This window comes from Elusimicrobiota bacterium, assembly GCA_026388155.1.
Classification (GTDB): domain Bacteria; phylum Elusimicrobiota; class Elusimicrobia; order Elusimicrobiales; family UBA9959; genus UBA9634.
The window spans coordinates 50,589-69,849 of the sequence record JAPLKI010000025.1 but is presented as its reverse complement, the minus strand read 5'-3'; the positions used below and the strand labels follow the sequence as shown (position 1 = coordinate 69,849).

The following is a 19,261-nucleotide window of genomic DNA, read 5'->3' as shown; positions in this document are numbered from 1 at the left end:
GGCCTGAAAATACTTAACGAGTTGTCAGTATGAAAAGTAAAAAGTCAAAGGCGAAGGTAATTGATAACAACGTCATAGCGCTGCCTCCTGAAGCTGCGCGGCGGCTCGGGCTTTCAGCCGGAGCGCAGTTGGACATCGTGGTCAGGCGTGGGCGAGTAGAAGTTCTGCCAGATATACACAGCCTTTCCCGTGTTTATATTGAACCTACCTCCCGCTGTAATCTTACCTGCCGTGCCTGCATACAAAGGACCTGGAGTGAGCCGCAGGGCGACATGACACCGTATATTTTTAATAAGCTTCTGAAAGACTTGCATCAATTCCCGCACCTGGAATCGGTAATGTTTGGCGGCTTCGGCGAACCTACGGCTCACCCGGATATAATCCGCATGATTTCAGCCATCAAGGAGACTGGCGTCCGGGTCGAGATGGTATCGAACGGCACCCTTTTGGATGCGAAAATGGCGGATGGTCTGCTGGAAGCGGGCCTTAACTGTCTTTGGATATCCTTTGACGGAGCAGACGAATTGAATTTTGAACGCAATCGGCAGGGGGCTCGTTTTAAAGAAGTTGTGGGGAATATTAAACGGTTGCGCGGCAAACTTGAACTGGGCATAGCGTTTGTGGTTTCACGGTCCAATTTTGAGGATCTGAAAGAGCTGGGCTGGCTGGCTAAAAAGACGGGAGCGGCTTTTGTTTCCGTCAGCAACGTTATTCCTTATGCTCCCGAAATGGAGCGCCAGATGGTTTGTGCACAGGCGCTTACGCTTGGTTCCATGACAGAGACGCCGGGCGGGGCGGAAGTGGACCTTCCGCGAATTGATCTTAATGAATCAACACGAGATACGCTCTGGCGGCTGGTCTGCGGCAATGAATGTCTTTCGCTTATGGGCACACCCCTTGGCGCGCGTGTTGATGAGTGCCGCTTTATAAGGGAGCGATGTTCTTTTATACGCTGGGATGGTCAGGTGTCGCCCTGCATGGCTCTGCTGCATTCACATGTAATACATTTCCATGGGGCGGAGCGGCGCAATAAGAGCCATTCTTTCGGCAACATCGCGGAGCGCGGTCTTTTGGATATCTGGGATTCCAGGGAATATTCGCTTTTCAGGGGGAAAGTGGCGGAATTTAATTTTGCACCGTGCCATGTATGCGGGGGTTGCAGTTTCTCCGCTGATAATGCCACGGACTGTGGTGGCAATGTTTTCCCGGAAACCTGCGGGGGCTGTCTCTGGGCGCAGGGAATAATCCAGTGCCCGTGAACCGAAAATTTCCGCGCAATTTTCGGAAGGCTGAGGTGGAGGATGGAAAAATAAAAAGATTGTTTATTGTTTCTGCGACTTCTAGTGCAGGAACTAAATAAGTTAAAATTTCCAGATGGAAACATTGAACGCCTTCCTCGAAAAAGCGGGCTCGGTCGTCTGGGGCGCGCCGCTTATCGTTCTTCTTTTCGGAACCCATATCTATCTCACCTTCAGGCTCGGCTTTATTCAGCGCTATCTGCTGAAAGCGATCAAACTTTCATTCAGCCGGAAAAGCGAAGGCGAGGGGGATATCTCGCATTTCGCGGCCCTTATGACGGCCCTTGCCGCCACTATCGGCACGGGAAACATTGTAGGCGTTGCCACGGCGGTGGCTGCGGGCGGTCCGGGAGCGGTGCTCTGGATGTGGCTTACCGGAGTTTTCGGCATAGCCACTAAATACGCGGAAGCGCTGCTCTCGGTAAAGTACCGCGTAGTCTCGCCTTCAGGGGAGATCTCCGGCGGCCCGATGTATGTGCTGGAAAGAGGGTTGAACGCCAAATGGCTGGGAATTGTTTTCGCGGTTTTTACCGCTATCGCCGCTTTCGGCATCGGCAACATGGTGCAGGCAAATTCAATTTCACAGATGCTCAACAACACTTTCGGCCTGTCGTGCTGGATCAGCGGAGCGGTTATGACGGGGCTTACGGCGTTCGTCATCCTGGGCGGAATAAAATCAATAGCGAAATTCTGCGAAAAACTGGTGCCGTTCATGGCGGTGTTTTATGTTTTAGGCTGCGGGCTCATATTGTTTTTTAACTTTGAAAAACTGCCAGGAACAATAAGCCTGATACTTTCATCCGCTTTCACCGGGCAGGCCGCCGTCGGCGGTTTTATGGGCGCGGGAGTTAAAGAAGCCATGCGCTACGGGATCGCGAGGGGATTGTTCTCAAATGAGTCGGGCCTGGGCTCCGCTCCCATTGTCGCCGCCGCGGCCCAAACCAGAAATCCGGTAAGACAGGCGCTGGTTTCTTCAACCGGGACTTTCTGGGATACCGTTGTGGTATGTCTTATGACCGGACTTGTGGTGGTAAGCGCCGGGGACTGGCAAAACGGGCTTAAAGGGGCGGCTCTGACCAAAAGCGCTTTCTCGCATATACCCTATATCGGCCCGACGGTGCTTAGCGTAGGGCTTTTGACTTTCGTATTTTCAACCATACTTGGCTGGGAATATTACGGAGAGAAAGCGGCCGAATACCTTTTAGGCGCCAGGTCGGTAAAACCGTACAGATTTTTATGGATAGCGGCGGTAATGATCGGCTCTGTGGCCGCTCTTCCGGCCGTCTGGAATTTTGCGGATATTTTCAACGGTCTTATGGCGGTCCCGAATCTTATCTCGCTTCTGCTGCTTGCGCCCGTTGCGGCTGCGGAAACCGCGAAGTACATCAAAGAGCCGTAAGACGTAAAAAAATAATTATTTATGCTTTGCCGCCGGTGAGGGATGCCCGGCGGTTTTTTACCGGTTGGCTGGGACAGCCCCAGGCTGGTTAGTCGGGTTCAGCAAAAGCTTTTTCATTTCAAGGCGGCGGGTTTCGTCCCACGAGGGACGGGAACCGATAGCCTCAAACAAGCTCAGCACGTAATGCCGGCTTTCAATTACGGCTTTTTCCACGGCGAGAGTGTACCGCCGCCCGACATTCGCAATATCCTTGTTCAATTCGGCATGAATGCATTTTATTTCGGACGGCCTCTTGTCATCCGGGTAATAGCCGCTGGTCAGGCCGCCTTGGAAAGTCTCACGGTCACATACCAGGTCCGCGGGGGGGTCTTTAAGGTTCAGCAGATCTATGGGGGTTTCCACGCTGTTATTCTCTATGAAATTTGAATGGGAGAAAAAATCCTGGGCCGTGTGAAGTCCCCGTCCAAGAGTGTTCAGAGCGAACTCCCGGTCGTTCTCGTCCAGGGCGTCCGTGACCTCGGTGAGTTTATCGCGCAGCCTCTGCGAGCCTTTTGAAAAAGTTTCACAGTCAAAATGCGCTTCGGGAATAATGGCTTCATCAAACACGTCTACCGCTATGTTCCCCTGGTTCACGAGGACTATGGAATCCGCGTCAAATCCCAGATCGGTCAGCGCCAGCTCGGTAATATGCCGATGGGTGGCGGAGTCAAATGCTCCGGCCTGGGGCGCGAGCCCCGGAGTCGACAAAAACGCCGCAACTCCGCACAAGATGCCGAAGCGCTTCACCAGGTTGGTCATTATTCACTCCTTGGAAATCTTTTACTTAATCGCCCGTACAATATTCTAGTCTGTTTCCCTAATGGTCGAGAAGTGAATAAAGGCCCTTAATTATCCTTAAAAGGGCCCATGGAGATATAGGCCTTAGCTGTCTCTTTTACTGGGTCTTTTCCCTTTGACTTAATAGGCCTTTTGCCTCTTCTGCGAAACGGATAATGATTGGTATAGTTAGGTGTACGAATTCAGAAAGAGCGCAATGAGGCATTCAAGGAGAAAACACATGAAATATGTTACAGCGTTGTTTGTCGCGGGTATGCTTTCGGCCCAGCTGGCCTGGTCCGGTGAAAGATCAGCGTTGGCGGAACTGACGGCGGCAGGCGGGATGACCAAAGATGTTTCCGCGCCCCTCCCGGGTGCGCCGGAAAAAGTCGCGCCTGATGTGATGGTCAGGACCATGACCGATGAAGTGCTGAAGATAATCAAAACGGCGCCCAAGGATGAAGTTATCGCGTTGTTGCTGCCCAACTTCAATTTCGAGCACATGACCAAAATCGCGGCGGGAAAATATTGGGCGCCTGCCACCGAAGAGCAGCAGAAGGCGCTGGTAAAGGAATTCCGCACGCTGCTCGTGCGGACCTATTCTACGGCCCTGGATATGGCCGCCGCCGGGAGCGTCATTGAAGTCAAGCCTCTGGGCCCGCAGCCGGCCACGGGCGAAGCTTTGGTAAAGACCGTCGCCAGGCAGCCCGGACAGCCGCCCATCACGATAGATTACCGGATGGAAAGCGCGGGGGAAACATGGCAGGTGTTTGACGTGATTATTGACGGCGTTTCGCTGGTGACCAATTACCGCAGCCAGTTCGCAAGCGTAATCGCCAAATCCGGAGTGGACGGCCTGATAAAATTGCTTGCCGAAAAGAACAGCAAGCAATAAAATCATTTACTAGTAAAACAAAATAAAAACCCCGCGGCCAGCGCGGGGTTTTTATTGGTAAGGCTGTTTTTTGAGTCCTATTCCACCTCTTCTTCCAATATGGGCCTTGCAAGAATCGGGGCTTCGACGTCGGGAGTTCTCTTCAGCGGGGTTTCGTTCCAAAGCCGCGTCATCAGAAGCGCGCCCATTAATGAGAACGGCATTATCATGTAGGTCCACGAGCCCCAGCCCCATTTATCAAGGAAGTGCCCCATCATAAATCCCGTAAGGCCGGAGGCCAGATACTGCACGCCGTCCAGCAGTCCGGCCACTGTGGAAGCCGCTTTGGTTCCGCCGAAGTCCATGGAGGCGGTGCCGGTAAGCATGCCGTGCACGCCGAATATCCACATGCAGGAAACGCCTATCATAAATGACGCTACCACGGGGCTGGCTGTGCGGCCTAGGAGGAACAGCGAGACTATCTGGCCCAGATAGAAGAGGAAGGCTACGGGCGGGCGGCGGGACTGGAACCATTTGTCCGACAGGTAGCCGCACAGTATTCCGCCGATTATGCCGCCCACAGTCACTCCGGAGGTGGCAATGGTGAACAGCGCGGAGCCGTATGATATCTTATGCACTTCGCTGAGGAAAGGAACGAACCAGAGCATAAGGCCCTGGCGCACGAAGCCGGTGCAGAACTCCGAGACGGCCAGCGTAATTATTACCGGGTTGGTGAACACGCGGGTCATCAGTTCGCCGAACTGGAGCGGCTGGCCGCCCGTTTCGTGCGAGGTCGCGTCACCGGTGTTGAAATCCTCAAAGCCGGCTTCCTTTGGTGTGTCCTTTACCAGGAAAAGGTCCACTACGAACATCAGCATTATGGCCGCGGAGGGGATCAGAAACACGCAGTACCAGGGCAGCGCGGACAGTATCCAGCCGCCCACGGTCATGGCCAGGAAGTAGCCGCCGGAGATCATTATGCCGAAGATGCCGCCGAATACGCCGCGCTCTTTTACGTGGAACCACGGGGCGTTGACCTTCACCACGGAGAGGGCGCCGAAGGATTGGAAATACTGATTAACGGCGTAAAGGAGAGACATCCCCACTATCAGCTTGGTCTGCCAGCCGCACAGGAACAGCAGGCCTATTACCAGGTTTAAAAGCGCAGCTCCGGCGGCGCCTATCAGTATGGCTTTCTTGCCGCCTATGCGGTCGGCCAGCGGGCCGTTGAAGGCAACGGACAGCGCGTATGTCCAGAAACCGGCCGTGGCTATCATGCCGAATTCCGCCTTGCTCAGGTGGAACATATCCATCATGGTTTTTGAGGCCACGTTGAGGTTGTAGCGGCCCATGTAAAAAGTGGCGTAGGTCAGGCCGAGAGGGAACCAGTTAAGAAAACGGCGGCGGCGGTATTGCCGGGTATGATTAGGGGCTTCAGACATTGTTTGCGCTCCTGTTTGAGGATTAAGGATAAGTAATTATATAAATTTTGCGTAATCGCCGTTGTAAATCCCGGGTAAAATTACGGACGCGCGCCGACTTTTGTATAATAGAGCAGATGGCTCATAAAATCTTAGTGGTGGATGACGACGAAAGTATCACCCTGATACTGCAGCAGGTATTTTCCGATTATCAAGTGCTGACCGCCATGGAGGGGCAAGCGGCCCTGCGCCTTATTGTCTCCGAGCGGCCCTCGGTAGTGCTTTTGGATATAAAGATGCCGTCCATGGACGGGCTTGGCGTGCTTGCAGGTTTGAAAGAGCTGACCTGCCAACCGATAGTGTTTATGCTTACCGGCGAGGAGGACCTGGACACGGCGATAAAAACGCTGAAAATGGGCGCTTCCGGGTACATTACAAAGCCGTTTGATATAGAACAGCTGAGGGATATGGTGGTTTCAGCTTTGGGCGGGCTGGAGGACAATAAAAAAGTTTCAGAAAAGCCCTGGCACATTGAAGAAGAAAGATAAATATAGAAAGACAGCCGGTCGTTAGTAGTTGGCAGGACAAAATTTTTATAACGAAGCCCCCGCGTCCTTTAAAAAGACGCGGGGGCTTTTATAATTGTTTACGACTCTATCCTTTTCCTAAAATTTACAACCAACGCTGATAGCCGGCAGATGGGCGGACGATTTGTAGATGCCGTCCAGGGTATTGGTAGCGCTGTCTACGGTCCTTTTCACCAGCATCAGGTAGGTGTAAGAGAGATCGGCTACGATGTTGCCCTTGGTGTACCCGGCGCCGATAGAGAAGGCCATGCGGTCCGAATCCGGTATGCTCGTGTCGAAGTACTTTTCCTTTACCGGGTTGCAGTCATAGAAAGTACCGGCCCGGAAAGCCCAGGTATCTGAGTACTTATACTCGGTACCGGCATGGAAGCCCCAGACGCTCTGCCAGTTCTTCCGCTCAGTGATGGTGTTGCTGACAGGATAGCCGCCAGGCACAACACTATTAAGATATGAAGTCAGGGCTGTTATGGTGTTGGACTTCACGATCAACGCGTGATAGGTGGCCCAGTTGGTGTAGTCAGCGGTGGCGCTGACCAGCCACTTTTCATTCGCTTTGTAGGCCGCGCCTATCTGGAAGGTGTCCGGCAGAGTTATCCTGGTTGAAGCGTCGTTGGAACTGCCCAAAGCGGCTACTGTTGCCGTCCCGTCAACATCTATCTTTACGGAGCTCCTGTAATTGGCGCCAAAGTTCCACTTGTCGCCGGCCCTGTAGAAAACCGCGGCATTGTAGCCCCAGCCATGGCCATTGCCGGAGAGATCCATACTAGTGTTGTTCATGGTGGCGTCTAGATAGACATAGTCCGCGCCCAAGGCGAGCGAGAGCTTATAGCTAACCTTGTAGGCTCCGTTAAGGTTATAGCTGTAAGCCTTTATATCGGAATAAGCGGCTACCGAAGCGGCATGGGAAGTTGTATCCCAATCGGTGGACAACCCGAAAGGAGCATTGAAACCAAAGCCGAGCGCCATTTTATTATTTAGTTTGTGGGTAGCGTAAAAGTAGGGGGGGATGTGTACTACCTTTGCGATCTCGTCTGAACCGCCGGTATAGTCATGCGTCGTTGTGGGATATACCATTACTGTGCCGAGAGACAGGCTCGTTTTATCAAGCTCGGTCATGGCGGCCGGGTTGTACCACACGGCTGAGGCGTTATCCGCCGCGGCCACGAAGGCGTTGCCCATACCGTTCGCTTTAGCGTCCTGCTCGGATAGGCGAAAGCCCGCAGCGTAAGCGCTGGAAATACCGAACGCCAGAAACGCCGCTAATGCCGCCTTTTTCATTAAATTCTTCTTACATGTGACCTGTGACTTGTAACTTGCAACTTTTCTCAGATTTTCCAGAGTTTTGCCGTTTTGTCGTTGGAGGCGGAGGCTATATATTGCCCGTCGGGAGAAACACAAACCGAATAGATTTCATCGGTGTGGCCTTCAAAGGTTTTTATGACTGTGCCGCTTTGAATATCCCATGCCTTTACCGCCGAGCCGCCGGTGACCACTGATTTCCCGTCGGGGGTGAAAGCGGCGCAATTAAGCCAGTCGGAGTCCTTAAGCGTGCCTGAAAGCGACAGTGTTTCAGACGACCATATTTCCATTTTCTTTTCCATGCCAAGCGCGGCCGCAAGCGCCTTGCCGTCAGGGGAAAAGGCCATATCCCGCACGCCGTAAACATAAGTATCGTTATCTTTCAGAAGAGAAAAATCCTTTAAAGCCAAAAACTGCAGTTCCACGCCGCCAATAGCCAGTATATCGCCGTTGGGGGAAAACGCCATGGCTTTTACATCGCCGATGTCCGGTTTCAGGGTTTTTAAAAGCGACCCGCCCGCGTTCCAGATCTTAAGCGAAGTATCATCGGAGGATGTGGCCAATGTCTTACCGTCGGGGGAAAAGCAAACCCGGTTTACACAGGAATCGTGCCCGGAGAGAGTGTTTATAAGCGAATAATCAGAGATCCGCCAGATCTTTACGGCTTTGTCCCAGCTGGCGGAGGCAAGCAGGCCGCCGTCCGGTGAGAAAGCGAGGTCCCTCACATCGCCCCCGTGGGCGGCGAGGGTATGTATATTAATGCCGTCCGGGATGGACCACAGTTTTATGGTGTTGTCTTCGCTTCCCGTGGCCAGAAATTTCCCGCTGGGAGAAAAGGCCGCGCAAAGCACGCCGTCCGAGTGTCCCTCAAAAGTTCTTATCAACCCGTTTTCAGACATGAAAAACCCCCCATTTTGTACAATCTATATAATTTCCGCCGTCTTATGCAAAGAAAATCCATAAAAAAAAGCGTGGCCGCCTCAATAAAAGACGGGCTGGCCTGGGCCGTGATGAGCGGGTTTGCCGAGCCCTACGCTGTGCCGTTTGTCCTTTCTATAGGTGCCTCAACCATGGCGGTGGGGTATTTGCGCTCATTGCCGGCTTTGGTTTCCTCCTTTTCCCAATTTTTCACGGAACGGCTGGTGCTCAGGCTCGGCAGTTGTAAAAAAAGCGTGCTGGCGGTTGTTTTCGCTCAGGCTGCGTCGCTCCTCGCTATGGCGTTCTGCGTGTTCCTGCCTGCCGGGACGGCTTTGCCTGTTTTCATATTTCTGACGGTGCTTTACGCAGTAAGCGGAAACCTGGCTAACCCGCCCTGGGCCGTCCTCGTGGGGGAATATATCCCGGCGTCCAAACGAGGGGCGTTTTTTGGTTTCAGGTTCCAGGTTGTGGGTGTGACTTTTTTTACCGCCAGTTTCATGGCCGCCAGGTTTTTGAGTTTTTTAGGCGAGGGGGTTCTATGGGGTTTCGCAGCGCTTTTTGCTGCGGCGGGCTTTTCCCGTCTGCTTTCTTTTTATTATCTGACGCTCCATTATGAGTCGAAAACCAGGTTCCATCTGCCGCAAACGACCCCGTTCAAGCTGCTGAGTGCTTTCGATTTCAGGCGGAACCGGGTTTCCGCCATGTTTTTTTCGGTTTTTCTCATGCTTTCAGCCACCTTCCTCGCCGCTCCGTATTTCAGCGTTTACGCGCTGAAAGAACTGCATTTTGACTATATGCGCTACACGGTTATCATGACCATCGGCCCGCTCATGACTTACCTGTTCATGAAAAAATGGGGGCTTGCGGCTGACGCAATGGGAAGCGTTAAGATACTTAAGGCCGCTTTTTTTATTATTCCGACCGTGCCGTTTTTATGGACGCTCAGCCGTAATTTTTATTTTCTCGCTTCGGTTGAGCTTTACTCCGGAATAATCTGGGGGGCTTACATAATAGGCATGAACAATTTCATTTACGACTACACAACCCCGGCTGAAAGAACCGGTTATAACGCGGCTTTCGCTTTTGTGGGGGGGATCGCCCAGTTCGGCGGGGCTTTGGTCGGCGGGTGGCTTTATGATTTCGCGCCGCCTTTGGGCGGAAGCCGGTTTATTACGCTGCTCATCATTTCCGGCGCTTTAAGGGCGGCGGCCATTATTCCCTTCCTTAAGCTGATAAAAAAAGAAAACAGGTAGCGCTTCCTCCCCTAAACCCCTAATCGCTATTCCCTAAGCCCTGCCCTTTATGGGTCTAAAGACCCATAAAGGGCTGGGCCTTTATCCTTGACAAGTCAAGGCCTATCGGTCTGGATTGCCTTTCTGCGGTCTGCTATAACTATAATAGGGCAAAAAGGAAAAAATGAAAAAGACTATCAGAACTATTATTGTTGCGGCAGTTCCGGTTTTGTTCTCCGGCGCGCTTATGGCCGGGGAAGCTGAAAACCGGTCCTTTGACACACGGTTGGATATCTCAGGCATTAAGGCGTCGGAAGCGGCTGTGCCCATACCGGTTGTCCCGGCGGCTGCGCCGCGATCCGGCGATGCGGCCCCTTTCTTTAATTACCTGAATTCCATGTTCAGCGCCCCGAGGGCTGTGCCTGAAGTGTCCGGAGTCAATGAGCCGGCTTCAGTGTTGAAAGAGGCGGCTCTATACACCATAGAACTTGGGAAGGTGAAAAATCAGTATCTTATGCCCGCTTTCGGTTTTAAAACCTCAAAAGGCGCTTTCGTCCACATAAGCGGCACCAAGGCCACCAATTGTCCGGACGGCGGCAATTCCTGCGACGAAAAGGAAAAGTTCTTTCTGACGCTTACGCCTGACAACGGCCAAACGCAGTTTGCCAGGGTTATGGACATAATCAATGTTTTCCTCCTTTACAGCGGGTCCAGGGATTTAACTATAGACGGAGAGACTTTCACTGTTCTGGTGGACGCCGTGGTATCGCACCCTGAAAAAAGCATTATAGAGGTGAAAAAGGGCTCCTCCAAAATATTTGCCGGCACACTTGGCCAGATGGGGTCGGCCATTGCCGACAAGGGCGTGGATGTGAATCTTTCCCGGGCCTATAAGCTCGCCTACGGCAATGAACTGACGCAGGTAAAGGGCGGAGCTGCATTCACCGGCAAGATGCTTATTCTGATGATGCCTTTCCCTGTTGTGGACGCTTCCAATTATTATATTTTCAGCGCGGCCGACATGATGAGCCCGGGCGGCGTAAGCTACCCTTCCATGGAGGCCGGCTACAAATTTCGGATAAGCGGAGGTATGCTTGAAATTTCAAGGTTGTAGGCCTTGCCATGTCAAGGTTTATCTGTTATAACATATTCGAGAATAGGCCCGGTGGATCAGGATCAAGTTCGAGGCGGTGTATAAGGAGCGGGAGATGAAACTTACAGGCACGATTCTGGCGGCAGCGGCGATGCTCGCCGTTTCGATCGGAATGTTGAACGCGGCCGGGCCGGATAAAGAAGCCGTGGATCTATCCGCTTTAGGCCTTGTTAACGCCAGTACCGAAATTTCCCTGCCGACTCCCCACGCTTCCAGTGTCGAAGGTGAATCTGTGGCGGAGATGGATGCGTTTTTTAAATATATGGGGGATATTTTTCAAGCTCCAAAGGCCCTGCCGCTGACCGAAAGGTCCGGGAAGTCCGCAACTGCTGTTCCCGATGGGCGCGCCGGAAATGTGGTGTATTCGTTTAAACTTGACTCTATCCTCAACTCTTATATCGACGCCGGCCTGTCTTTCCGGACCCCGCACGGCGCCAGCATTAAATTCAGCGGCTACACCGCCGCGAATTGCCCTAACGGAGGCCAGTCCTGCGCCGATAAGGAAAGGTTCTTTCTGATCCTTTCCGCCGGCCCCACGGAAAACTATTTTGTCAAAGCCACGGATATCATCAATACCTTCATTACGAGCGGTTTAAAGAAAGTCATTATAGGAGGCGATGAGCTTACCGTGAAGATCTACGCCGCTCTCACCGACATCCCCTCCAGCAGGATAGAGATAACCTGCGGCCGCGTGAAGGTGTTTGCCTCCACTTTAGCTCAGCTTGGAAACGCGGTGGCGGGTAAAGGCCTGGATGTCAGGCTGGGCAGGCCCTATAAGCTGGTCTACGGCAATGAACTTCTCCAGGGTAAAGGCGGCGCCAGGTTCTCCGAAAACCTGGTGGTGATATTGTCCCCCGTGGGGGCGGACGGGTTGTATTTTCTGAACCGCGCGGATTTAATGCCGCCCGGGGTGACCTATCCGGAGATGGAGCCCGGCTACGGTTTCAGGATAGTGGATGGTACGCTGGAAATATTCAAACTTCTATAACCGGCCGTAATAACATAACTTAAAAGTAAAAAGGCCGTTCCCCAGGTTGTGGGGGACGGCCTTTTTGTCGCTTTCTGTTTGTCGCTTACGGCCTGGCCTGCTCTGCTAAAAATATTGTTTAGAGCTTATGGCTTCCGGCATATGGCTTATGGCATTGTGTCAGCGTCCGAGAGTTGCGACCATTACGGCTTTGATCGTGTGCATACGGTTCTCCGCCTGATCGAAAGCGATGCAGGCTTTTGATTCGAAAACATCTTCGGTAACCTCAATGCCGTTGCGCAGCCCGAACTGCTCGGATACCTGTTTTCCGACTTTGGTGTCCGCGTTGTGGAAAGCCGGCAGGCAGTGCATGAACTTCACGTTCTTGTTGCCGGACTTTTTCATGAGCACCGGATTGACCTGGTAGGGTTTCAGCAGCTTTATGCGCTCCGCCCACACTTCCTTGGGTTCGCCCATCGAGACCCACACGTCGGTATGTATGAAGTCCACGCCCTTAACGGCCTGGGCGGCCTTATCGGTGACGGTAATGCGGGCGCCGGAAATCCTGGATATTTCTTTGCAGGTAGCTACAAGCCCGGCATCGGGCTGCAGGCCCTTGGGCGCGCCTATACGCACATCCATGCCGAGTATCGAGCCGATCACCAGCAGGGAGCGGCCCATGTTGAAGCGGGCATCTCCGACATAGGCATAAGAGATTTTCTCAAGCGGCTTGGGAGAGTGCTCCGTCATGGTCAGCACATCGGCCATCATCTGGGTCGGGTGCCATTCGTTCGTCAGTCCGTTCCATACGGGAACGCCGGCGAACCTGGCCAGTTCTTCCACTATCGCCTGACCGAAACCGCGGTATTCGATGCCGTCATACATCCTGCCCAGAACACGGGCGGTATCCTTAACCGTTTCCTTGTGTCCCATCTGGCTGCCTGTCGGTTCAAGGTAGGTCACATGGGCTCCCTGGTCGAGCGCGGCCACTTCAAAAGCGCAGCGCGTGCGGGTGGAGCTTTTTTCAAAGATCAGGGCTATGTTCTTGCCGGTAAGTCTCTGCTGTTCGGCGCCCGCGTATTTCGCGGCTTTGAAGTCTTTGGACAATTTCAGAAGGAAAACCAATTCTTCCTTTGTAAAGTCAAGTTCTTTGAGGAAGTTCCTGTTTTTCAGATTGAATCCCATTTTAATTCTCCTTAGGCGGGTAGGCCGATGTAAAAATTATATAAAACTTTGGCTTTGGGGAGGAAAAGCGTATGGCTTCCGCCTGAACCTGACCGCCCCGGGCATGGCGGGGGCGGGCGATGTCGTGAAAAAATTACAGGCCCTTACATTCCCGGTAAACTCATCTTTAGCGAGCCTTTTCAGGGCAAGCGTCAGAGAACTCCTCCCGCCGTTACCGTCCAGGCCGATAGCCGCTTCAACTCGGGTTCTGTCTGCGGCTCATATTATTCTGACGCGAACCCTAAAGTCCGCCCAAAGCCTTTTTAGCCATCTCGAAACCCGGCTCGATCTCCAGGGCCCTGAGATATGCGCCCTGCGCTTCCCGCTTATCCCCAAGCTCAAGCAGAACATTGCCAAGGTCGTAATAAGCCTGGTAGTTTTCCGGGAACAGTTTGACCAATTCCGTGAAAACCCCGCGCGCCGCGGGATAGTCGCCCATCTGAGCCAGGACAACGCCCAGGCGCAAGCGCAAATCCTCCCGATCCGGGGCAAGCTCAACGGCCTTCGCGTAAAGCAAGGCCGCTTCCTTAAAATCATTCCGCTGGAGGAACTCCGCCCCACCCGTTGAATAAGCCTGCAGGAATCCCAGCTTCATCTCTCTGCGGATGTCATTGATAAGCCGGCGCTGGTCCGGCCGTCTTTTGCGGATCAGCGTTTCCGGATCATGGAATTTGAAGTCCCATTTCCATGCGGGCTCCTCAATATGAGTTTCGGATATCCGAAAAACCATCCCGGCCGGACTAAACTGAACATTCGGCTGAGAACCCAGATGTTTGGGGATCAGAATGTAGGCGGGCCTGCCCGGGTTTCCGCGGATCAGGGCCATGGCATAATCTCCGGGGGAGTAATCCGAACCGGGAGGCGGCGCCCTGAGCCGGCCCCAGGAGAGATGCAGGTTCTTGTTCATGTGGTCGCGATACCACGGCGCCCAGAGAGCGTCTATATTTACCGCCGCCACGTCGCGCCGCAAATCCAAGGCGGCCTGTTCGTATAAGACCGTGCTTGATGGATTGTCTCCGCTGATAAAGAAGATAGCGCCGGGTCCGACCCCGCGCAGGATATTGGTCGCATAATCTTCAGCATCCCAATCTTTCGCGCGGTTCACGTCGGGCAAAGCTATGGTCAAAAGCAAACCCGGATAAACCAGTGCCAAAGCAAGCAGGAAGGCCCAGGGCATCCCCGGACGATCCGGCCATCGGGCATTGATCCTCTGGATCGCTTCGAAAGTCCCCTGGCCTGCCGCGATAGTAAAAACAATATAGGCAGGTATGAACCAACTCTCGAATTCCGCGGTCTGGTGATATAACATAGGCAGAAACAGGGCAAAGCCGCAGGCTATTGTAAGGCACCAGAACCAAAAATATTTTTTCCTGTGAAGGGCTATGCCGCCTATGAATCCGAGGGGTATGGCAACAGGCCCGAATTGAAGAAAAAAGAGCCGGAATAGATCAACGACCCGCATCCAGAAATCGTGGCCGAAAAAAGAATAAGACGCCTTTTCAGCGGTCCAATGAGTGGCTGAAATCAGATGGATGAATTTACCGAGCGTTTCCGGGTCTCCCCAGTCGGTCAGGGGATTGGCCCTTGACCGGAATGGAAAGTAAGCGTAAGGCAGAAGCCCGGCGAGCAGGAACACGGGAAAGACTTTCAGCCATGTCCTTGCCTTGTCCTTATGCTTCCATATGGCGAAACAGAGAACAGGCAGCATGCCCACTATCATGGGATGATTGGCAAATCCAAGACCCGCCACGCAAGCCAGGGGCCAAAGGGACCAGGCCAGGGAGGGATTTTCATCCAGCCTGAGAAGGAAATAAAGCATCAGGGCCACGATGAAAGCGTGGAGAGAATAAACCTCGGAGTTGACCGCCTGGCACCATAGGGCGAATGAAAATCCGGCGCCAAGCGCCATGATAAACGCCGCGCTTCTCTCCATCAAACCCGGCCGCTCCCCTTTAATTGACAATCTGACTACGGTCAGGTAGACGGCCAGGCAGGTTCCCGCGCCGGCTAAAGCGGAAACTGTATGGACCCGCTGGGCGAAAGTCCCAATAGGAACGAGTCCGGCCAGGTACGTCATGATCACATAAAGGGGGAATCCCGTCGGATAGGGAATACCGAATTCTCTGGCGGCAGCCAGGTAAATGCCTGAATCCTGCCAGAAGGCCGTCGGCGCCAGGGTGAGCAGGTACGCGGCAAGCGGCACAAAGAAGGCCGCGCAGGCGAACAACGCGGGGACGGCGGCGTTTCCGGGAGAAATGCTCAAAACCGAGAACGCCATGTCAAATCCGTCGCGAAGCATCCTCACCCGGGTCTGCTCGCTGTTTTCCCAGGTCACAGGGATCTCGACTATCTTTACGCCGGCCCGGCGGCAGAAAACGAGGAATTCCACGTCCCAGGCAAAGCGGTCGATCTTCAGTGAGGCAAAAATCTTTTCAACCTCCTGTCTTTTAAACAATTTAAACCCGCATTGCGTGTCCGTATAAGGCAGCCGGGTTAAAGCGCGGACAAGCAGGTTGAACGATTTTCCCAGCCTTTCCCTGAAAAAAGATTGGTGCTTGAGGATGTTGCTTTCCGGTAAGCCGCGGGAGCCGATGGCTCCGGAGGCCTTTTGTTGAAGGCAATGCAAAGCCAGCCGGCGGGCCTCGGTCCAGGGGGTCGACATGTCCGCGTCAGCCACCAGCACCCAGTCGGCGCTGGCTTGAAAAAACCCGGTCCTGACGGCATGGCCCTTTCCAAAATTCCTTTTGCTCTTTATGAGTTTCAGGTTCGGCAGGGAGGGCTTGAACTTTCGGACGACCGCCTCTGTCTCGTCGTTGGACCCGTCATCCGAGATTATAATTTCGCGAATGTCCAGCGGCTTGAGCGTTCCCTGCCTGATATGAGACGTCAAAGCCTCCAAAGTGGCTGAAATGCGCTTAGCTTCGTTATAAGCGGGAATGACAACCGCCGCGGTCAGGTGAAAGTTTTCAGGCATGGCAATAGAAGCGGCCGCAGTCGTGATGTAAGAAAGATAAAGACGATAACCGGATAAAAATATCCATGCAAGCCTGTGTCCGCGCCGTAAGGGCTGATCGCCGTCAAACGGCCGATTTTCGGGAATTCTTACTGATTTACGGCGCGATTTCCGTCGCAACCAGTATCGGGTTCCTTATGGGGGCTGCCCAATCATGCAGTTCCTTGTCGTTTATCCTGCACGGCAGCTTTGGTATCGCCTTCAGATATCCCTCCGTGGTAAGCTTGGGAACCGTCAAAGATTCAAAGTAATATTTTTTGCCGTCAACGCTTATCAGCCTGACGAATTTTATATCAGTCTCGTCTTCGATCGGATTTTGTTTTGCCTGTCCCGGAGCAAGCTCCTTCAGATTTTCTTCTATGAACGCGGCTTCAAAAGGCGACCACCTCTCCCAGGGCGCGGCTCCCGCCGCGGTCTGGGTATCCGCTTCCAGCGAATATGTCGCGGAGGAATAGGCGACATCCGGCGCCGAAGCTATGTCTTTAAACGGAACTCCTTTTACCACGTCCGTTGAGATTTTAGCGCGCAGACCATACGCCTTCTCCTGAACCTTGGGGTTGGACTTCACGAACTCGTGTATAAACTGCTGCACAAGAATGGGCCTGATAAATATCCTCTTGTAACGGCCGGTATCATCGCCGAAGTGCTTTTTTATGCAGGCAAGAATATCCGGAGCGCGGGTTTCGGAGTCTATTCTCTCGACTTCTTTTTTATAGTCTTCGGGAGTCAGGGGCCGCGCCGCCTGTTGCCGCAGCACTTCCTCCAGTATAGTGGCTTCGAACATCCGCATGAAACCCGCCCTGCGCGAAGTTAACGCGTCTTCCCCGTAGCAGGCCTGCGCCGCCTGCCAGTCCAGAATGTCCTGCTGGAGCACCGTGCCGCCGCCCGCAAGCGCGATTATCTCCGAATTGCCGGGCGTGGTTTGCCCCATAGCTTTTTTTGGGAAAAAAACTCCGCTGCCTAGAGCGTATAAAAAGAGAAATACTATGACAGTCGAGTTAAGCGCAAAAACTTCTTTTTCATTTTTCATGGAAAGCTTTATAAGCGGCAACCCCCTTTGGTACGCGATATTATATGAACGCGCGTATTAAATGAAGTTTAACAACATCTCACCCCATAAGTCAATTTGCGCGGCGGCAAACGCCGCCCGACGGTTTCTTTAAGGTTTTGAATTGCTAAAATATCACTAACGATTAAGACGAATAGCCGGGAATCGGTTGAACAGCCGCTAAGGGTCCGAAAAACCGTCATTTCGCGTTATCCGCCAATGGAGGGATATATTGTGAAAAATACAGCTTTCATGGTTTTTGCAGCGGCGGTGTTCGTATCCTGCCAGCCTGCTCACACTGACAGACCGGCTGCGGTTCCCGGTGTTCCGGCTTTTACGCTGTTTTCGGAGGATGTTAAAGACGGAGACGCGCTGGATGCTGTTTTTACCTGCGACGGGAAAAATGTTCCGCCCGGGCTTAAATGGAGCGGAGAGCCGGAAGGGACTAAAAGTTTCGCGCTTATTCTTGAAGACCCCGACGCGCCTATGGGCAATTTCACTCATTGGATAGTTGTGGATATCCCGGCAGGCGTACATTCTCTGGAGAGAGCCGGAAAATTCCCGGCTCCGTCCCGTGAACTTAAAAACAGCTTTGGGGAGTCCGGTTACGGCGGCCCATGCCCGCCTTCAGGCACGCACCGCTATATCTTCACGCTCTACGCGCTGTCCGCCGCGCGTCTTGAAGGCTCACAGCCTTCTATCCCAAAATTAATGCTTGCAAAAGCCGCGCTGACGTCGCGCTACGCCAGAAGATAAAAATGATAAAAAGAATAATTGAGGATGTGCGCACGGTTTTTAAAGAGGACCCGGCTGCCAGGGGTTTTGTCGAAGTTCTGTTGTGTTATCCGGGCCTGCATGCCGTGTGGGCGCACAGGCTGGCGCATTTTTTATGGAGGCTGGGGCTTTATTTGCCTGCGCGCCTTGTTTCTCACGCCGCAAGAGCGTTTACCGGCATTGAAATACATCCCGGCGCCGCTATAGGCCGCAGGTTTTTTATTGACCACGGCATGGGCGTGGTCATAGGCGAAACCGCTGAGATAGGCGATGATGTGCTGATGTACCAGGGCGTAGTGCTTGGCGGCACTTCGCTTGAGAAAAAAAAGCGCCACCCGACAATAGGCAACGGGGTTGTTATCGGTTCCGGGGCTATAATACTTGGCGCCATTAACATAGGCGATCATTCGCGCATCGGCGCGGGTTCTGTGGTGCTTAAAGAAGTGCCGCCGCAAACCACTGTTTTTGGCGTGCCGGCCAAGTCCAAAGAGGGCGGAATAGGTGAAACCTCCCAGCTGGACCATAACAAACTTTTTGACGTGTGCGGAGAGGAAATAAAAGTTTTACGCGCCGAAGTCGAAGAGCTGAAAAAAATAGCGGGAAGTAAACAGTGATTAAGCGATTTAATGTTCGAGTTTAGAAGCAGGGTGCTGTAAACATCCCCTGATCGCCATTCACTATTCGCTGTAACATGCACGTCTATGAAAAGTGAAGTATGCTTTCTGAGCGCTCCGGTAAACTCAGGTAAAACCGCTTTTATAAAGCGCCTGCTTAAGGCCCTTAAGGAAAAAAGAATTAAAACAGGCGGGGTTTACGCTATAAAGGAATTTAAGGGCTCCAGCCGATTGTACAGGGTTTTTGATATCCTTTCCGGAAAAAGCGTTCCGCTGCTTGAAGTTTCTAATGGCGTTATAGCCGCATCAAAGGCCGGGTTTTCTTTCGCCTCAAAAGCCATTCTTCAGGCAAAAGGCTGTGAAGTGGCGATCATAGACGAATTCGGGCCGCTTGAAGTCTCCGGCTATGGCTACGCGGCAGCGGTGAAAAAACTGATAAAGAGCCGGAACATGAAAATTTTTATTGTGGTCAGGAAAGGGCTTTGCAAGCAGGCGGCAGCTTCCCTTAATCTTAAAAAATACGCGGTAATTAAAGCGGAAAAGGTAAATTACAAAAAAGTTCTGGGTTTGTTATTGTCATGAATGGCCAGGAAGGCTAAAAGGTCGGGCCGCAGAAATAAGGAT

17 protein-coding genes are annotated in these 19,261 nt (G+C 52.9%); 10 read left to right on the top strand and 7 right to left on the bottom strand.

Annotation, left to right across the window (positions count from 1 at the left end; genetic code table 11):
* The first annotated feature begins 29 nt into the window (after positions 1 to 29).
* Both NTX59_12560 and NTX59_12555 read left to right on the top strand, forming a co-directional pair.
* Complete coding sequence (locus tag NTX59_12560) at positions 30 to 1,259, top strand: radical SAM protein (protein MCX5786508.1); 1,230 nt, start codon at positions 30 to 32, stop codon at positions 1,257 to 1,259.
* A 115-nt stretch (positions 1,260 to 1,374) separates the two neighbouring features.
* The gene (locus tag NTX59_12555) at positions 1,375 to 2,697 is read left to right on the top strand and encodes a sodium:alanine symporter family protein (protein MCX5786507.1); all 1,323 of its coding nucleotides are present in this window, start codon (positions 1,375 to 1,377) and stop codon (positions 2,695 to 2,697) included.
* A gap of 57 nt (positions 2,698 to 2,754) precedes the next feature.
* Here NTX59_12555 and NTX59_12550 read toward each other — a convergent pair whose 3' ends face one another.
* Positions 2,755 to 3,495 carry a hypothetical protein gene (locus NTX59_12550; protein ID MCX5786506.1) on the bottom strand — a complete coding sequence of 247 codons (741 nt, stop codon included), beginning with the start codon at positions 3,493 to 3,495 and terminating at the stop codon, positions 2,755 to 2,757.
* 259 nt (positions 3,496 to 3,754) lie between these two features.
* Between NTX59_12550 and NTX59_12545 the strand changes: the two genes are divergently transcribed.
* Positions 3,755 to 4,408 carry an ABC transporter substrate-binding protein gene (locus NTX59_12545; GenBank protein MCX5786505.1) on the top strand — a complete coding sequence of 218 codons (654 nt, stop codon included), beginning with the start codon at positions 3,755 to 3,757 and terminating at the stop codon, positions 4,406 to 4,408.
* 77 nt (positions 4,409 to 4,485) lie between these two features.
* On the opposite strand, the gene NTX59_12540 is transcribed toward NTX59_12545, so the two are convergent.
* Complete coding sequence (locus tag NTX59_12540) at positions 4,486 to 5,829, bottom strand: MFS transporter (GenBank protein ID MCX5786504.1); 1,344 nt, start codon at positions 5,827 to 5,829, stop codon at positions 4,486 to 4,488.
* Between the two features lie 116 nt (positions 5,830 to 5,945).
* On the opposite strand from NTX59_12540, the gene NTX59_12535 reads away from it, so the two are divergent.
* Positions 5,946 to 6,356 (top strand): response regulator, encoded by a 411-nt coding sequence (locus NTX59_12535; GenBank protein ID MCX5786503.1) that lies wholly within the window; start codon positions 5,946 to 5,948, stop codon positions 6,354 to 6,356.
* A 117-nt stretch (positions 6,357 to 6,473) separates the two neighbouring features.
* On the opposite strand, the gene NTX59_12530 is transcribed toward NTX59_12535, so the two are convergent.
* Together NTX59_12530 and NTX59_12525 are read right to left on the bottom strand one after the other, a co-directional pair.
* Positions 6,474 to 7,673 carry an outer membrane protein transport protein gene (locus NTX59_12530; GenBank protein MCX5786502.1) on the bottom strand — a complete coding sequence of 400 codons (1,200 nt, stop codon included), beginning with the start codon at positions 7,671 to 7,673 and terminating at the stop codon, positions 6,474 to 6,476.
* 47 nt (positions 7,674 to 7,720) lie between these two features.
* Complete coding sequence (locus NTX59_12525; protein MCX5786501.1) at positions 7,721 to 8,593, bottom strand: WD40 repeat domain-containing protein; 873 nt, start codon at positions 8,591 to 8,593, stop codon at positions 7,721 to 7,723.
* Positions 8,594 to 8,638: 45 nt separating this feature from the next.
* Here NTX59_12525 and NTX59_12520 point away from each other — a divergent pair, with 45 nt between their 5' ends.
* The 3 genes from NTX59_12520 to NTX59_12510 all read left to right on the top strand — a co-directional run bounded on the left by NTX59_12520 (position 8,639) and on the right by NTX59_12510 (position 11,985).
* Positions 8,639 to 9,865 carry an MFS transporter gene (locus NTX59_12520; protein ID MCX5786500.1) on the top strand — a complete coding sequence of 409 codons (1,227 nt, stop codon included), beginning with the start codon at positions 8,639 to 8,641 and terminating at the stop codon, positions 9,863 to 9,865.
* Positions 9,866 to 10,028: 163 nt separating this feature from the next.
* Positions 10,029 to 10,958, top strand: coding sequence for a hypothetical protein (locus tag NTX59_12515; protein MCX5786499.1), 930 nt, complete (start codon positions 10,029 to 10,031; stop codon positions 10,956 to 10,958).
* Positions 10,959 to 11,052: 94 nt separating this feature from the next.
* Positions 11,053 to 11,985 (top strand): hypothetical protein, encoded by a 933-nt coding sequence (locus NTX59_12510; GenBank protein MCX5786498.1) that lies wholly within the window; start codon positions 11,053 to 11,055, stop codon positions 11,983 to 11,985.
* Positions 11,986 to 12,144: 159 nt separating this feature from the next.
* Here NTX59_12510 and NTX59_12505 read toward each other — a convergent pair whose 3' ends face one another.
* From NTX59_12505 to NTX59_12495, 3 genes are all read right to left on the bottom strand, one after another.
* Positions 12,145 to 13,149, bottom strand: a complete 1,005-nt coding sequence (locus NTX59_12505; GenBank protein ID MCX5786497.1) for an ornithine carbamoyltransferase — start codon at positions 13,147 to 13,149, stop codon at positions 12,145 to 12,147.
* Positions 13,150 to 13,429: 280 nt separating this feature from the next.
* Positions 13,430 to 16,162 carry a DUF2723 domain-containing protein gene (locus tag NTX59_12500; protein MCX5786496.1) on the bottom strand — a complete coding sequence of 911 codons (2,733 nt, stop codon included), beginning with the start codon at positions 16,160 to 16,162 and terminating at the stop codon, positions 13,430 to 13,432.
* A gap of 136 nt (positions 16,163 to 16,298) precedes the next feature.
* On the bottom strand, positions 16,299 to 17,231 hold the full coding sequence (locus tag NTX59_12495) for a hypothetical protein (GenBank protein MCX5786495.1): 933 nt from the start codon (positions 17,229 to 17,231) through the stop codon (positions 16,299 to 16,301).
* Between the two features lie 252 nt (positions 17,232 to 17,483).
* Here NTX59_12495 and NTX59_12490 point away from each other — a divergent pair, with 252 nt between their 5' ends.
* The 3 genes from NTX59_12490 (at position 17,484) to NTX59_12480 (ending at position 19,219) form a co-directional block, all read left to right on the top strand.
* On the top strand, positions 17,484 to 18,005 hold the full coding sequence (locus NTX59_12490) for a YbhB/YbcL family Raf kinase inhibitor-like protein (protein MCX5786494.1): 522 nt from the start codon (positions 17,484 to 17,486) through the stop codon (positions 18,003 to 18,005).
* Positions 18,006 to 18,007: 2 nt separating this feature from the next.
* Complete coding sequence (gene cysE / locus NTX59_12485; GenBank protein ID MCX5786493.1) at positions 18,008 to 18,637, top strand: serine O-acetyltransferase; 630 nt, start codon at positions 18,008 to 18,010, stop codon at positions 18,635 to 18,637.
* A gap of 87 nt (positions 18,638 to 18,724) precedes the next feature.
* Positions 18,725 to 19,219 carry a hypothetical protein gene (locus NTX59_12480; GenBank protein ID MCX5786492.1) on the top strand — a complete coding sequence of 165 codons (495 nt, stop codon included), beginning with the start codon at positions 18,725 to 18,727 and terminating at the stop codon, positions 19,217 to 19,219.
* Positions 19,220 to 19,261 lie beyond the last annotated feature (42 nt).